Genomic DNA, 14,164 nt, shown 5'->3' with positions numbered 1-14,164 from the left:
CGGGCGACGGATCCGGTCAGCGGCGGGCCACGCGAACGGCCGGCGACCGTCCCGAGCAAGGCCGGCGACCAGGTGGTTCCGGTGAGAGGGGGACCGGGGCGCCGGCGGGCCGGGGTGCGGACCGCGGCCCGGACGGGTGGCGGGTTCCGGACTGCGGGCCGGGGCGGTCCGGGGAATCATGAATGGCGTGAACACGATGCGCGCAATCAGCCAGGACGTCCTCGGCGGCCCCGAGGTGCTCAAGGAGGTGCGGCTCGAGCGGCCCGCACCGCGCCCGAACGAGGTACTGGTCCGGGTCCGGGCCGCCGGGGTCAACCCCACCGACTGGAAACACCGGGCCACCGGCGGCTTCCTGGGCAGGCCGCCCTTCGTCCTGGGCTGGGACGTCTCCGGCACGGTCGAGGAGACGGGGATCGGTGTGGCCGCGTTCGCGCCCGGGGACGAGGTCTTCGGCATGCTGCCCTACCCGTTCGGGCACGGCTCGCACGCCGAGTACGTCGTCGCCCCCGCCCGCGCGCTCACCCACAAGCCCGCCGGGATCGACCATGCGCAGGCGGGCGCGCTGCCGCTGGTGTCGCTGACCGCCTGGCAGGCCCTGGTCGAGACGGCGGAGCTGGCGCCGGGCCGGCGGGTGCTGGTGCACGCGGCGGCCGGCGGGGTAGGCCATGTGGCGGTACAGATCGCCAAGGCCCGGGGCGCGTATGTGATCGGCACGGCGAGCGCGGGCAAGCACGACTTCCTGCGGGGCATCGGCGTGGACGAGGCGCTCGACTACCGCGGCACCGACGTCACGGAAGCCGTGCGGGACGCCGACGTGGTGCTGGACACCCTCGGGGGCGACAACGCCGTCCGCTCGCTGCGGGTGCTGCGCCCGGGCGGGATCCTGGTGTCCATCCTGCCGGTCGGCTCACGAGAGCTGTACGACGAGGCGGCGCGGCTGGGGGTACGGGCGGTCCGCATGCTCGTGGACGCCGACCGTGCGGGCATGCGGGCGATCGCCGCGCTGGTGACCGAGGGCAGGCTGCGGGCGACGATCGCGGAGACGTTCCCGTTGGCCGAGGCCGCGCGGGCGCACGAGCTGGGGGAGACCGGCCGGACGACCGGAAAACTGGTCCTGGTGACGGCCTGAACCGCAACGCGTGCGGCCAAACTGGAAGACATATGTCAACCGAACATGCTCAAATTCCCTCTAACGAGGGTAACTTGCAGGGCGGGGAACAGATTTCCCGGCACGGGTGGGAGGTGACGTCGTGCGCCCGGAACCGCGGCAGGAACCCGCACCGCTCACCCGGCACCTGCGCGTCCGCCAGGACCGCGGCGCCACGGTGCTGGAGTTCCATGGCGAGATCGACATCGCGGCGGCCACGGAGATCGGCCCGCACCTGGACCGGGTGACGCACCAGCCCGGCGCCCGCGTCGTGATCGATCTGCGGCACATCGAGTTCTTCGACTGCTCGGGGCTGCGCCTGCTCTACCGGGCGCGCGCCCGGGTACTGGAGCGCGGCGGGCAGCTGCATCTCGTGTGCACCCACCCGCTGACCCTGCGCGTCCTACGGGTCACCGGCCTGACCCGGCTGCTGCCCCCGCGGCCCACGGTGGACGCGGCCCTGGAACAGCCGGAGGCCACGTCCGGCTCGTGGTGACGGTCCGCCCCCGGTGCTCCCGGTCGAGCCGCCGATCGGCCAACTGGGCCGACTGACATGGGGCTTCGAGGGGCATCCAGACGATAGAAAGGGGGACCGTCGACATGACGACTGCCATCACGCGGCTGCCCGGACGCATGCCGGGCTGGGCGAAGGCCCTGACCGCCGTGGTCCTGGTGCTCGCGGTGTTCTTCGCCGGGATCCGGCTGGCCGTGCTGCCGGGCATCAAGGACCTGTTCGGCACCGAGACGCACGACCGCTCCGGCCCGGCGCTCCTGGAGTCGATCCGGGACATGAGCCGTTACGACGCCGCCTCCGGTACCTTCCAGGTCGTCGTGGACCTGGAGAAGGACACCAAGTACCTGCCCGACGCGATCCGCGGCACCCGCACCCTGTACGTCGGGACGGGCACCGTGGACGGCTACGTCGACCTCGGGCAGGTGGGCGAGCGGGACGTGACGGTCGACGGTGACCGCACGTCGGCGACGCTCCGTCTGCCGCACGCCCGGCTGGGCAAGCCGGCCCTGGACGCCGACCACTCGTACACCGTCTCCAAGCAGCGCGGACTGCTCAACCGGCTCGGGGACTTCTTCTCGGACAACCCCAACAGCGAACAGGCCGTCCAGCAGCTCGCCGTACGGCACATCGGCGAGGCGGCCCGGGACAGCGAACTGACCACCCGGGCCGAGACCAACACCACCGCCATGCTCCAAGGGCTCCTGCGCTCCCTCGGCTTCACGGAGGTGCACGTCTCCTACCGCGACTGACCGCACCGCCCGGGCCCGCCCGGGCCGCTCCGTGGAGCGGCCCGGGCTTCCGCTGCCCGTACGGCTGTTGGCGAGGCCGGCCGTCTGCGCCCGCATGGTGGCGTTCGCCGTCGGACCGGCCCGGCTCCCCCCGGAGCCGGGCCCGGCGTCGGCGGTCCGCACGCGCAGCGATCCGCGCCCCGGCAGCTCTCCGCGGACCCAGCCGGACCAGCCCGCGCCGCGCGCTGCCGTCCAACGGCCCGGCAGGCACGCCTTGATCATCCGACGCTGGTCCGTACCAAGGTATTGACGATCCCTTATCTCACTCCTTGAATCAAGAGGCGTCACCTTCACCCCCCACCTCGGCCGGCGCCTCCGTGCTCCGGGCCGCCGTACGGAAGGGAGAGCCGTGGCCTCCCCACGTCTGCTCCGCAGCTGTCTGTTCGCCGCCCTGTCCGCCGCGCTCGTCGGCTCCGCCGCGATCGGTCCCGCCCAGGCGGACGCCTCCGACGCCGGTGTCACCGCCGTGACGTTCTCCGACGCCTTCGACGGCCCCGCGGGCGCGGCGGTCGACTCCTCGAAGTGGCAGATCGAGACCGGCGACAACGTCAACAACCATGAGCGGCAGTACTACACGTCGGGCAACAACAACGCGGCCCTGGACGGCCAGGGCCATCTGGTCATCACGGCCCGGCGCGAGAACCCGGCGAACTACCAGTGCTGGTACGGCACATGCCAGTACACCTCGGCCCGGCTGAACACCGCAGGGAAGTTCACCGCCCAGTACGGGCACGTCGAGGCGCGGATGAAGGTCCCGCGCGGACAGGGCATGTGGCCCGCCTTCTGGATGCTGGGCAACGACCTCGGTCAGGTCGGCTGGCCGAACTCGGGCGAGATCGACATCATGGAGAACGTCGGCTTCGAGCCCTCGACCGTGCACGGCACCATCCACGGCCCCGGCTACTCCGGTTCGGGCGGCATCGGCGCGGGCTACACCCTGCCGAACGGGCAGGCCTTCGCGGACGGCTTCCACACCTTCGCCGTCGACTGGGCGCCGAACTCGATCACCTGGTCGGTGGACGGCACCGTCTACCAGACCCGCACCCCGGCCGACCTGGGCGGCAACGCATGGGTGTTCAACAAGCCGTTCTTCCTGATCCTGAACCTGGCGGTGGGCGGCTACTGGCCGGGCGACCCGGACGGCTCCACCGTGTTCCCGCAGCAACTGGTCGTGGACTCGGTGTCGGTGACGACCAGCGACAGCCCGGCCGGCGTCCCGATCAAGGGCCTGGCGGGCAAGTGCGTGGACGTGGCCGCCGCGAACTCCGCCAACGGCACCCCCGTACAGCTCTACGACTGCAACGGCACCGCCGCCCAGCAGTGGTCGGTGGGCTCGGACGGCACGATCCGGGCGCTCGGCAAGTGCCTCGACGTCACCGGCAACGGCACGGCGGACGGTTCGACCGTGCAACTGTGGGACTGCACGGGCGGCCCCAACCAGAAATGGGCGGTGTCCGCCGCGCACGACATCGTGAACCCGCAGGCGGACAAGTGCCTGGACGTCACGGACAACAACGCCGCCAACGGCACCCGGCTGCAGATCTGGACCTGCACGGGCGGCGCGAACCAGAAATGGACGGTCGGCTGAGCGGGCGGGATCTCAGTGCGGTGTCCAGGTGAACTTGTCGCCGCCCACCCAGCGGACCACCTCCGGATCGTCCAGGTCATGGACGATGATGCCGTACGCGGCGGCGGTCTCCAGGACGTCGGTCACGGCCCGTGCCGCGCCGACCACCTGGCCGTCGACTTCCATGATGCGGAACGGCGGGCTGCCCGGCCTGCCCCGCATGACTCCGAGGACCAGGATCCGCGGTCTGGAGATGTGCGGGCTCGCTATCTCGGTCATGCCATCGAGCCTAATTCGCGCATGACCGATATGGGCGATCCGCCCGATTGACCATCGCGCGCCGCACGACGCCCGCCCGCCCGCCGTCGTGCGGCGCCGCCACGCCTGGGCAACCCTTGAGGTGGAGGTGGCGATGGACCCCGTCGAAGCGCTGGACCGGATCGCCTTCCTGCTGGAGCGGTCCCTGGCACCGACGTATCGCGTGCGCGCCTTCCGTACCGCCGCACGGGTGCTGGGCGCGCGTCCCGCGGCCGAGGTCGCCGAGCGCGCCGCCGCCGGGTCCCTGGAGTCGCTGAGGGGCGTCGGACCGAAGACCGCCCAGGTGGTGCGGGAGGCGCTGGCCGGTGAGGTGCCCGGCTATCTGCGCACCCTGGAGGACAAGGCCGGCGGCCCCCTCGCCGAGGGCGGCCGGTGGCTGCGACAGCAGCAGCGCGGGGACTGCCACCTGCACTCCGACTGGTCCGACGGCGGCAGCACGATCGAGGAGATGGGGCGCACGGCGGTGCGGCTCGGGCACGACTGGGCGGTGCTGACCGACCATTCGCCCCGGCTGACCGTGGCCCGCGGGCTGTCGCCGGCGCGGCTGCGCGAGCAGCTGGCCGCCGTGGCCGGCCTGAACGCGGCCTGGGCGCCGTTCCGGCTGCTCACCGGCATCGAGTGCGACATCCTGGAGGACGGTTCGCTGGACCAGGAGCCGGAGCTGCTGGAGCTGCTCGACGTGGTGGTGGTGTCCGTCCACTCGAAGCTGCGGATGGACGCCCGCGCGATGACCCGCCGGATGGTGGCCGCCGTACGCAGTCCGCACGCCGATGTGCTCGGCCACTGCACCGGGCGGCTGCGAGGCGAGCGGAGCCGCCCGGAGTCCCGGTTCGACGCGGACGCGGTGTTCGCCGCGTGCGCCGAGTCGGGCACCGCCGTGGAGATCAACAGCCGCCCGGAGCGGCTCGACCCGCCCCGGCGGCTGCTGCGCGCGGCGGTCCGGGCGGGCGTGCTGTTCTCGATCGACACCGATGCGCACGCCCCGGGCCAGCTCGACTGGCAGATCCTCGGCTGTGCGCGGGCCGAGGAGTGCGGGGTGCCCGCCGAGCGGGTGGTGACCACCTGGTCCGCGCCGGAGCTGCTGGCCTGGACCCGGGAGGGCCGGGTCCCGGAGCGGACGGCGGGTCGCACCTCGCCGGCGTGACGCGGATCACACAGGTGCGCGGTCCTGTGGCCGGAACACCCGAGGGTCGTTGTCCGTTAAACGGACCGTGGGTGTGGACGGGACAGTGTCCCCGGGCCTCATCTTCCGCCCACAGGGACGGGCGTTCGCCTTGAGCCCTGTGGAGCCCTTCGCCGAGAGGCGACCGCCGTGCGCGCCCACCCCCTGGCCGCCCCGGCCGTGATTCCCCCGTCACGGTCGGGGCTTCCCGCTGTCCGCGGGCGGGTTCCGTTTGACTTCGAGAGCACTCGAATTCGTAACGTTCCGGACATGAGTACTACCGCACAGCACAAGATCGGATCGGGCTTCGGCGCCGGCAGCACGGCGGACGAGGTCCTCGCGGGCATCGACCTCACCGGGCGGCTCGCGATCGTCACCGGCGGCTACTCCGGCCTCGGCCTGGAGACCACCCGTGCGCTGACCCGGGCGGGCGCCCGCGTGGTCGTGCCCGCACGGCGCCCCGCCGTCGCCCATGAGACGCTGACCGGCCTCGACGACGTCGAGGTGGACGAGCTGGACCTCGGCGACCTGGAGAGCGTGCGCGGCTTCGCCGAGCGGTTCCTGGCCTCCGGGCGCGCCGTCGACTTCGTGATCGACAGCGCCGCGATCATGGCCTGCCCGGAGACCCGGGTGGGGCCCGGCTGGGAGGCCCAGTTCGCCACCAACCACCTCGGTCACTTCGCCCTCGTCAACCGGCTGTGGCCGGCGCTGGAGCCCGGCGGCGCGCGGGTCGTCTCCGTCTCCTCCCGGGGCCACCATGCCTCCGGCATCCGCTGGGACGACGTCCAGTGGCGGCACGGCTACGACAAGTGGGAGGCGTACGGGCAGGCGAAGACGGCGAACGCGCTGTTCGCCCGCCATCTCGACCGGCTGGGTCAGGACGCCGGGGTCCGGGCGTTCTCCCTGCATCCGGGCGGCATCCTCACCCCGCTCCAGCGCCATCTCCCCCGGGCCGAGATGGTCGAGCGCGGCTGGATCGACGAGCAGGGCAACCCGCTGAACCCGGAGGGCTTCAAGACCCCGGAGCAGGGTGCGGCCACCCAGCTGTGGGCGGCCACCTCGCCCCGGCTCGACGGCATGGGCGGGGTCTACCTGGAGGACTGCGACATCGCCGAGCCGGCCCCCGCGGACGGGGAACGCGTCGGCGTGAAGGACTGGGCGAGCGACCCCGAGCAGGCGGCCCGCCTGTGGACCCTGTCCGCCGAACTGACGGGCGTGAACGCCTTCGCCTAGGGTCTTTCGTCTGGATCAGGCCGGATCAGGGAGCGGGGTCTGGTGCCGTGGATCGCAAGGCGGAGGAGGGCGGCAGGGCGGAGCCCTGACAACCGACGACAACGCCGCGAGGCGCGGTGCCAGGGCCCGCGAGCCCGGCATGATCCAAACGAGAGGCCCTAGGCCCCGCAGGGGTTCGTCCGACACCGGATGCGGCGCCGAGAGCCCGCGACACCCCGCCCCCACGAACGAAGCACCACCGCGCCCCGCGCCTGGCCTCGCGGGCGCCGGGCACACCGTCGCCGGTGTCGGGGATGTCGTCGCCGGTGCCGGACGCACCGCCGCCGGTGTCGGGCACACCGCCGCCGGTGTCGGGCACACCGCCGCCGGTGTCGGCCGCCGCGTTCCGCGGTGCGGTCTCCCCCGGGGCGTACCCGGCGCCGGTCCGCTGGTCCGGCGTGTCCCGGGGGACGGAAGACCCGCCCCTGCCGGGCCGGCCACGGCGCTGTCCGCGCGCGGGCGACCGGGCGGGGCCGGGCCGGGCCGTCAGCGGGGTGCGCGGTCCTCGAGTGCCGCGCGCCAGGCCGGCAGCCGGTCCTCGGCCACCGGCGGCGCACGGTGGCCGCCCCGCGTGAAGAAGTCCGCGAGCGGCAGGATCGCGGCGCCCACCGTCACCGCGTCGGGACCCAGCCGGCCCAGATCGATCGCCACCTTCTCGGCCGGATGACGCAACGCGTACGTGGCCGCGTGCCGGCGTACGGCCGGCAGGAAGCGGGAGCCGAGCTGGAGCCCGGCCCAGCCGCCGATCAGGATCCGTTCGGGCTGGAAGAGGTTGATCAGGTCGGACAGGCCGGCGCCCAGGTACTCGGCGGTCTCCTCCAGGACGGCGAGCGCCACCGGGTCGGCGGCGCCGCCCTCGGCCGGGTAGGCGGCGGCCAGCATCGCGGTGAGCGCGGTCTCCTCGTCGGTGTCCGCGGGCGGGCGCCCGCCCTCCTCGCGCCAGCGGGAGAGCAGGGACTCCGCGCCCGCGTAGGCCTCCAGGCAGCCGAGCGCTCCGCAACGGCAGCGTCGGCCGCGGACCCGTACCGTCAGATGCCCCCACTCGACGGCCCGGCCGTGCTCCACCTCCGGGGTGACGAGGCAGGCGCCGACACCGGAGCCGAAGAGGACCACGACCGCGTTGCGGGCACCGCGGCCGGCCCCGAACCACATCTCGGCCTGGCCCAGCGTCTTGGCGCCGTTGTCGATGAAGTACGGCACCGCGTCCGGGAGCGGGGAGCCGGAACGGAGCAGGGCCTCCAGCGGTACGGCGTCCCAGCCGATCGTCTGGCCGTGCACGACGGCGCCCCGGTCGGTGGTGCGCTCGACGATGCCGGGGACACCGACGCCGACGCCGAGCAGCCGGCCGGGTTCCGTCCCGGCGGCGGCGAGGACCTCGGCGACACCGTCGCGGACATGACCGACGATGACGTCGACGTCGTACCGCTGCTGCGCCAACGGGTGCTCCACCCGGGCGAGTTCGGTGAGCGCCAGGTCGAAGAGCTCGACCCGGACCCGGGTCTCGCCGACATCGACGCCGATCATGTGTCCGCTGTGCGGGGCGACGCGCAGCAGGGTGCGCGGCCGGCCGCCGTCGGAGTCGACGCTGCCGGCCTCCTCGACCAGGCCGTCGGCGATCAGGTCCGCGACGACATTGCTGACCGAGCCGGAGCTGAGACCGGTCGCGGGGCCCAGTTCGAACCGGCTGAGGGGCCCGTCGAAGTACAGCCGTTGCAGCACGGCGGTCCGGTTGCCCCGTCTGAGGTCGCGTACCGTGCGCCCGTTCCGCCCCGCCATATGGCCCCCTTCGAACCCTGCCCGACCTGCAACATACCTCCGCGCACGGGCCCGGCGCGATATTCTCCCAACCCTTAGTTCACGCTATGAGCTAAGAGGGGGGAGCCAGTTCGGCGATCTCGTCCAGCGCGGCGACGAGTTCCGGGCCGACCGTCTCCCGCACCCAGCGGCCGTGTTCCGCGCCCACCGCCCACGGCACGGTCTCGGTCAGCATGATCAGATAGAGGTAGCTGCGGTAGAGGGCGAGCCGCAGGCAGGCCGCGGTGCCGAACTCGGCATGGCCCCCGGCCGCCCGGTAGCCCGAGAGGAACGCCTCCTCCTTCCGGATGTCCCCGAGCAGGGCCAGGGAGACGAAGTCGGCCAGCGGATCGCCCCAGAACATCCGCTCCCCGTCGATGAGTCCGCCGATCCGGGCCGGTCCCGCCGAGCGGTCCACCAGGACGTTGCCCTGCCACAGGTCGAAGTGGACCGGGCTGGCCACGGTGACCTCGTCCAGCGCGCCGTGGGCGGCCCGCGCCGTTCGCGCCACTTCCTCGACGGGCCGGGGCAGCCGGGCCCGGTAGCGGCGGGCGTCGTCGAGGACGGCGTCGAACATCGCGGTGAACGCGGTCCGCCAGTCGGCGGCGAGCGGGCCGAGGGCGCCGGACGGGTAGCCGTACCCGCCGGGGCCGGTCACCCGGTGCAGCCGGGCCACCTGGCGGCCCAACTCGGTGCGCAGGGAGGTTCGTTCGCCCTCGGTCAGCGAGTCGTCCCAGGGCTCGCCGGGGCAGGCGGTCAGCAGCAGCCACGGCCCGTCGGCACCGGCGCCGAGGGCCACGGCGCGCGGCGCCGGTACCCCGGCGGCCTCGGCGGCCCGGCAGAACTCGGCCTCGGCGACGAGGAGTCGAGTCTCGTAGCGCAGCCCAGGGGCGGTCGGGGCGACCTTCAGCACATAGCGTTCGCCGTCGGTGAGCCGGAGTTCCTGCACGGTGTTGTAGGTGCCGCCGCCGAGCGGGCGCACCGCGGCGAGCCGGTCCGGCGCGACGCCCGCGTCGGCCAGCGCCAGCCGGGCCCTCGCCCAGGAGTCCTGCATCGTGTGCCGCCCCTCCCCTGCCCTGTCCCCCGCCGCCTCGTCGGGCGGCGGCCCCGCTCCAGGGTACGGACCGGCGGTGGGGCGGGCGCTCGGCGCGGCAGCAGGCGCCGCGCCACGCCGTCGGGGAGCCTGGGCGACTGCCGTCGGCACGTTCGACGGGTCCGTGTGCGGGGAACAGCCCAAGGGATGCCAGACGTACGGAAGTGGACCGCGGTGCCGAAGCGGTTCGTGCAGCGCCGCCGTGACCCCGCCGTCGTCCAGACGCTGCGGTCGGCCGGCGCGGCGACGATCGCGTACGTCGTCGCGCTGCGGCTGAGCCCGGAGCCCGCGCCGCTGACCGCGCCCCTGACCGCCCTGCTGGTCGTCCAGGTCACGCTCTACGCCACGCTCACCAACGGCATCCGCCGGGTGAACGCCGTGGTGGCCGGCGTCCTGGTCGCCATCGCCTTCAGCCTGCTGGTCGGACTGACCTGGTGGAGCCTGGCCCTGCTGATCGTGGCCGCGCTGGCGGTCGGGCGCCTGGTGCGGGTCGACGAGTATGTGCCCGAGGTGGCGATCAGCGCCATGCTGGTGCTCGGTGTGACCGCGGTCGGCAACACGGCCTGGGCCCGGGTGGTGGAGACGCTGATCGGCGCGGTCGTCGGGCTCGCCTGCAATCTGGTGTTCGCTCCCCCGGTGTGGGTGGGCGAGGCCGGCGAGTCGATCGAGGGGCTGGCCCGGCGGGTGCGGCGGCTGTTGCTGCGGCTGGGCGAGGAGGCCGCGGGGCGCGTCCCGTGGGAGCTGGCGGTCGAGCGGCTGCACGAGGCGCGCCGGCTCGACCACGACATCGTCGAGGTGGACGCGGACCTGCGGCAGGCCGAGGACAGCCTGCGGCTCAACCCGCGCGTGCGCGAGGGCCTGCTGCACCGGGTGGTGCTGCGGACCGGCCTTGACACGCTGGAGATCTGCACGGTCGTGCTGCGGGTGCTGGCCAGGACCTTCACCGACCTGGCGAAGTCCCGGGCGCCGCATCCCCTGTTCTCGCCGGAGACGGGTGCCGCCGTCGAGCGGCTGCTGTCCGAGGTCGGTGACGCGGTGGTCAGCTTCGCGGTGCTGGTGACCACCGATCTGAGCGTCAGTGCCGAGTCCGCCGAGGCGCGACTGACCGCCGAGCTCCAGACGGCGGCGAACACCCGCGACAAGGTCGCCCTGCTGCTGCGGGCGGAGGCCGAGCGGGACCCACGGCTCTGGCAGCTGCTCGGCGCGACCCTGACCGAGGTGAACCGGATCATCGACGAGCTGGACACCGAGCACCGTTCGCGCCGGCTGCTGGAGGAGCTGGACCGGGTCTCGCGCGAGCAGCGGGACCGGCTGCCCTGGATGTCCTGGGTGCGGGAGCGGGTGGGCGTGCCGGAGCGGCTGCGCCGGAACCGCGCGGGTGCCGGTGGACGTTCTGGTCGGTGAGGCGAGACAGGCGAAGGGGGCGTGCACGTGACCGACACGGCCGTACGGATCGACGGGAACACGCTGGGGCTGCCGGGCGGGGTGGCGGTGCGGTTCATCCGCACGCTGCGGCTGCCCGAGACGGGCACGCATCCGCTGCCGCCGGGTCTTGGCGAGTTCCCGGTACGGCGGGTGGCCGATCACCCGGACACGGTGCCGGAGCGGTGGCGGGCCCGCGGCGGTGTGATGCTGCCGGTGTATCTGCGCGAGGCGATGTGGCTGGACTTCTCGGGTTCGGCGGAGCCGGCCGCACTCCAGGTCGGGGTGGGCAAGGTGTGCGCCGTCTCGGGCCGGCCGTGGAGCGACCGGCTGTCCCGGAAGCCGCAGAACTATGTGGTGCTGCCCCGGCAGCCCTGGCTCGACGGCATCAACTCGGGCAGTGGGACGGTCCGCCAGTTCGTGGCCGTGCCGCTGGGGCTGGGCGCGACGGTGGAGGGGCAGGTCACGGGCGAGCAGGTGTGGGGCGGGATCCAGTTGCAGTCGTTCCCGCTGAGGGCCGAGCCGCTCGCGGCCTGGCGCCGGGCCCAGCGGACGCTGCGGCGGCGCTCCGGTCCTGCCGCCGGATACGGGGCGGCGCCGCCGGCCGCGGCCCCCGCTCCGGGCGCGGGGCCGGCCGCCCCGCCGCGCGCGGCGGCCATGGGGCTCGGGGTCGGCGGCTCGATGCGTCAGGAGGTCTACCGGGACGAGCGGCCGGCGCGGGACTGGACGGACGAGCCCGCCGGGCGGGTGTTCGTGCATCTGGTGACGCCGCCGCAGTGGCACCGCATCACGGGCGAGGCGCCGCCGCCGTCGCCGGTGGACCGGGCGGCGTACACCCGGGCGGGTCTGCCCTGGTACGACTACTACGACGAGGACGCCGAGGATCTCCCCGCGGCGGACGAGCTGGCCGCGGTCAAGCCGGTCGGCGACTGGCTCGGGACCGATCCCGCCCCCTGGCAGCCCCCGACCGACGGCCAGGTAGTACCACTGAAGAACACACCGGGAGCGCCCCATAGGGGCGCGGGGAACTGCGCGAACGGCCACGACCCCGCCGCAGCCGAGCAACGACCCCCGCACCCCACCCGGCGGAGCCGATACGTTTTGCCTTCGCGGGGTGCTCCGCGTCATGGTGGCTGTCACGACCGGAGCAGCGGACATTCCGAAGGTGCGGGCATGGGCAGTGGTGCGGAAGCGACAAGCGGCGGCTGGAGCCGGCGCAGGTTCGTCGGGGCGCTGGCGGGCGGCGCCGCCACGGTGGCCCTGCCGGCACCGGCGGCGCCGCGGGCCGAGCCCGGACAGCCGGCGCCCGCGCCGGCCACCGAGCCCCGGCGCCCGGCCGAGCCGTCCGGCCCCCGCCCCCTCTATCTGGGCACCTACACCTCGGCCGAGGGCGGCGGCACCGGCATCGGCCTGGCCCGGTACGACCCGGCGACGGGCGCCGTCACCGGATCCGGCACCCTGACCGGCGTCGCCGACCCGTCGTACCTCGCCGCGCATCCGGACGGCCGCACCCTGTACGCGGTCGACGAGCGCGCGAACGGGGCCGTGACCGCCGTGCGCCGTGCCGACCGGCGGATCCTCGGCTCCCGTGGCACCGGCGGCGCGGCGCCCTGCCATCTGTCGGTGCATCCGAGCGGGCGCTGGCTGCTCAGCGCCAACTACGGGTCGGGCAGCGTGGCCGTGCATCCCATCGACGCCTCGGGGGCCCTCGGGGAGCGCACGGCGCTGGTCACCCACTCCGGCCCGCCCGGCCCGGGGCAACAGGGGCCGCGCGCCCATCAGTTCGTCACCGGTCCCGACGGCGGCCATGTGCTGGCGGTCGACCTGGGCACCGACAGCGTCCACAGCTACCGGCTGGACCTGACGCGCGGCACGCTGGCCGAGGTCGGCCGGGCGCACACCCGGCCGGGCGCCGGGCCACGTCATCTGGCCTTCCACCCGGGCGGCCGGTTCGCGTACCTGGCCAACGAGGTGGACGACACGGTCGCGGTGTGCGCGTACGACGCGGACACCGGCCGGCTCCGGATCGGCGCGCCGCAGTCCACCGGGTCCGGTGCGGGCACCAACTACCCGGCGCAGATCCTGGTCACGGCGGACGGCGCGTTCGCCTATCTCGCCAACCGCGGCCACAACAGCCTCGCGCGCTATGCCGTGGAGGCGGACGGCGCCCGGCTGCGGCTGCTGGACACCGTGCCGGTGGCCGGTGACTTCCCGCGGCAGATCGCCTTCTCGCCGGACGGCCGGCTGCTGTTCGCGGCGAACCAGCGCTCCGGCACGGTGAGCGTGTTCCACGTGGACGCGGCCGACGGTGGACTGCGGCTCGCGGGCGAGCCGTTCGCCTCACCCGTCGCCGTCTGCGCGCTGCCGCTGTAGCGCGCGGGGGCGGGTGGCCGAGGCCGCCTGCGCCAGCAGGACATGGATGCGCTCGGTGAGCTGGGCGAGGGTGTCGGCGGGCCGGTGGAACGGCAGCCGTACGTCGCCGTGGGAGCCGGTGCGTTCGATGCGCAGCGTGAGTCCGTGCCGGTCCACCGCGAGCGGCACGACACGGGTCGCGGCGTGCAGGCTCTCCGGTTCCACGAGGCGGGTGAGGCGGTCGACGGCGTCGGGGTGGGCGTCGGCGAGGTGGGTGAGCAGCCGGGCCTCCGCGGTGGCGAGCGGGTCGGGTGCGGCGGCGACGAACTCGTCGAGGTCGACGAGCTCGGCACCGGACGGGCGGCGCAGCACCACCCGGGTGACGCGGAAGGCGATCCGGCCGTCCTCGTGGGCGAGCGAGCCGGCCAGCCAGAGCCGGGCGCGGATCCGGTTGCGCAGCGGGACGGGCGCCACGTCGGCGAACTCCAGCACCGCGGAGGGCTCGCCGCGCGGCGCGCAGATCGCGGCGGCGGGCAGGGGGCTGTCCTCGGGCACGTGCAGGATCACCCGCCCGTCGTCGGTCACGGTGTGCGCCCCGACGAGCTCCTCGCGCCCGCCCTCCGCGGTCACCGTGCACGACCATGCGGCGGCGAGCACCGAACGGGCCCGCTCGGCCGTGCCGGGCCGGGCCGTCCAGGTCTGGCTGTCACCCATCCGAGAAACCTCCTCTTAGGT

At 74.2% G+C, this 14,164-nt stretch carries 12 protein-coding genes and 1 pseudogene; 9 read left to right on the top strand and 4 right to left on the bottom strand.

All coding sequences use genetic code 11. The features are described from left to right. Positions 1-178 precede the first annotated feature (178 nt). The 4 genes from CTZ28_RS11065 to CTZ28_RS11050 all read left to right on the top strand — a co-directional run bounded on the left by CTZ28_RS11065 (position 179) and on the right by CTZ28_RS11050 (position 4,037). The gene (locus CTZ28_RS11065) at positions 179-1,129 is read left to right on the top strand and encodes an NADP-dependent oxidoreductase (RefSeq protein WP_183154341.1); all 951 of its coding nucleotides are present in this window, start codon (positions 179-181) and stop codon (positions 1,127-1,129) included. Between the two features lie 121 nt (positions 1,130-1,250). Beyond that, a complete protein-coding gene (locus tag CTZ28_RS11060; protein WP_259471543.1) occupies positions 1,251-1,643 on the top strand; it encodes an anti-sigma factor antagonist in 393 nt (130 codons plus the stop codon). A 104-nt stretch (positions 1,644-1,747) separates the two neighbouring features. Continuing rightward, complete coding sequence (locus CTZ28_RS11055; protein WP_121889121.1) at positions 1,748-2,410, top strand: DUF4230 domain-containing protein; 663 nt, start codon at positions 1,748-1,750, stop codon at positions 2,408-2,410. A gap of 388 nt (positions 2,411-2,798) precedes the next feature. Then, positions 2,799-4,037 (top strand): ricin-type beta-trefoil lectin domain protein, encoded by a 1,239-nt coding sequence (locus CTZ28_RS11050; RefSeq protein WP_121889120.1) that lies wholly within the window; start codon positions 2,799-2,801, stop codon positions 4,035-4,037. Positions 4,038-4,049: 12 nt separating this feature from the next. Here the strand turns inward: CTZ28_RS11050 and CTZ28_RS11045 are convergent, their stop codons facing one another. Next, positions 4,050-4,295: a hypothetical protein gene (locus tag CTZ28_RS11045; protein ID WP_121889119.1), complete on the bottom strand. Its 246-nt coding sequence runs from the start codon at positions 4,293-4,295 to the stop codon at positions 4,050-4,052. A 133-nt stretch (positions 4,296-4,428) separates the two neighbouring features. On the opposite strand from CTZ28_RS11045, the gene CTZ28_RS11040 reads away from it, so the two are divergent. Further along, positions 4,429-5,478, top strand: a complete 1,050-nt coding sequence (locus CTZ28_RS11040; RefSeq protein WP_121889118.1) for a PHP domain-containing protein — start codon at positions 4,429-4,431, stop codon at positions 5,476-5,478. A gap of 288 nt (positions 5,479-5,766) precedes the next feature. Further along, entirely contained in the window at positions 5,767-6,729 is a 963-nt protein-coding gene (locus CTZ28_RS11035) for an SDR family NAD(P)-dependent oxidoreductase (RefSeq protein WP_121889117.1), read from the top strand. A gap of 525 nt (positions 6,730-7,254) precedes the next feature. Here the strand turns inward: CTZ28_RS11035 and CTZ28_RS11030 are convergent. Together CTZ28_RS11030 and CTZ28_RS11025 are read right to left on the bottom strand one after the other, a co-directional pair. Further along, complete coding sequence (locus CTZ28_RS11030) at positions 7,255-8,544, bottom strand: ROK family transcriptional regulator (protein WP_121889116.1); 1,290 nt, start codon at positions 8,542-8,544, stop codon at positions 7,255-7,257. A 91-nt stretch (positions 8,545-8,635) separates the two neighbouring features. Further along, positions 8,636-9,616, bottom strand: coding sequence for a phosphotransferase family protein (locus CTZ28_RS11025; RefSeq protein WP_121889115.1), 981 nt, complete (start codon positions 9,614-9,616; stop codon positions 8,636-8,638). Between the two features lie 186 nt (positions 9,617-9,802). Between CTZ28_RS11025 and CTZ28_RS11020 the strand changes: the two genes are divergently transcribed. The 3 genes and pseudogenes from CTZ28_RS11020 to CTZ28_RS11010 all read left to right on the top strand — a co-directional run bounded on the left by CTZ28_RS11020 (position 9,803) and on the right by CTZ28_RS11010 (position 13,450). Further along, positions 9,803-11,059, top strand: a complete 1,257-nt coding sequence (locus CTZ28_RS11020; RefSeq protein ID WP_121889114.1) for an FUSC family protein — start codon at positions 9,803-9,805, stop codon at positions 11,057-11,059. 27 nt (positions 11,060-11,086) lie between these two features. Further along, positions 11,087-12,088 (top strand): annotated as a pseudogene (locus CTZ28_RS11015) (hypothetical protein); the annotation flags it as partial. Positions 12,089-12,250: 162 nt separating this feature from the next. Continuing rightward, positions 12,251-13,450 carry a lactonase family protein gene (locus CTZ28_RS11010; protein ID WP_183154352.1) on the top strand — a complete coding sequence of 400 codons (1,200 nt, stop codon included), beginning with the start codon at positions 12,251-12,253 and terminating at the stop codon, positions 13,448-13,450. Here CTZ28_RS11010 and CTZ28_RS11005 read toward each other — a convergent pair. Next, entirely contained in the window at positions 13,418-14,143 is a 726-nt protein-coding gene (locus CTZ28_RS11005) for a DUF2470 domain-containing protein (protein ID WP_121889113.1), read from the bottom strand. The genes CTZ28_RS11010 and CTZ28_RS11005 overlap by 33 nt on opposite strands. Positions 14,144-14,164: the final 21 nt, after the last annotated feature.

Origin of the sequence: Streptomyces shenzhenensis, assembly GCF_003688995.1 — a bacterium.
Taxonomy (GTDB): domain Bacteria; phylum Actinomycetota; class Actinomycetes; order Streptomycetales; family Streptomycetaceae; genus Streptomyces; species Streptomyces shenzhenensis_A.
Note: the sequence above shows the minus strand (reverse complement) of the source record. Positions and strands in the feature narration are given on the sequence as shown.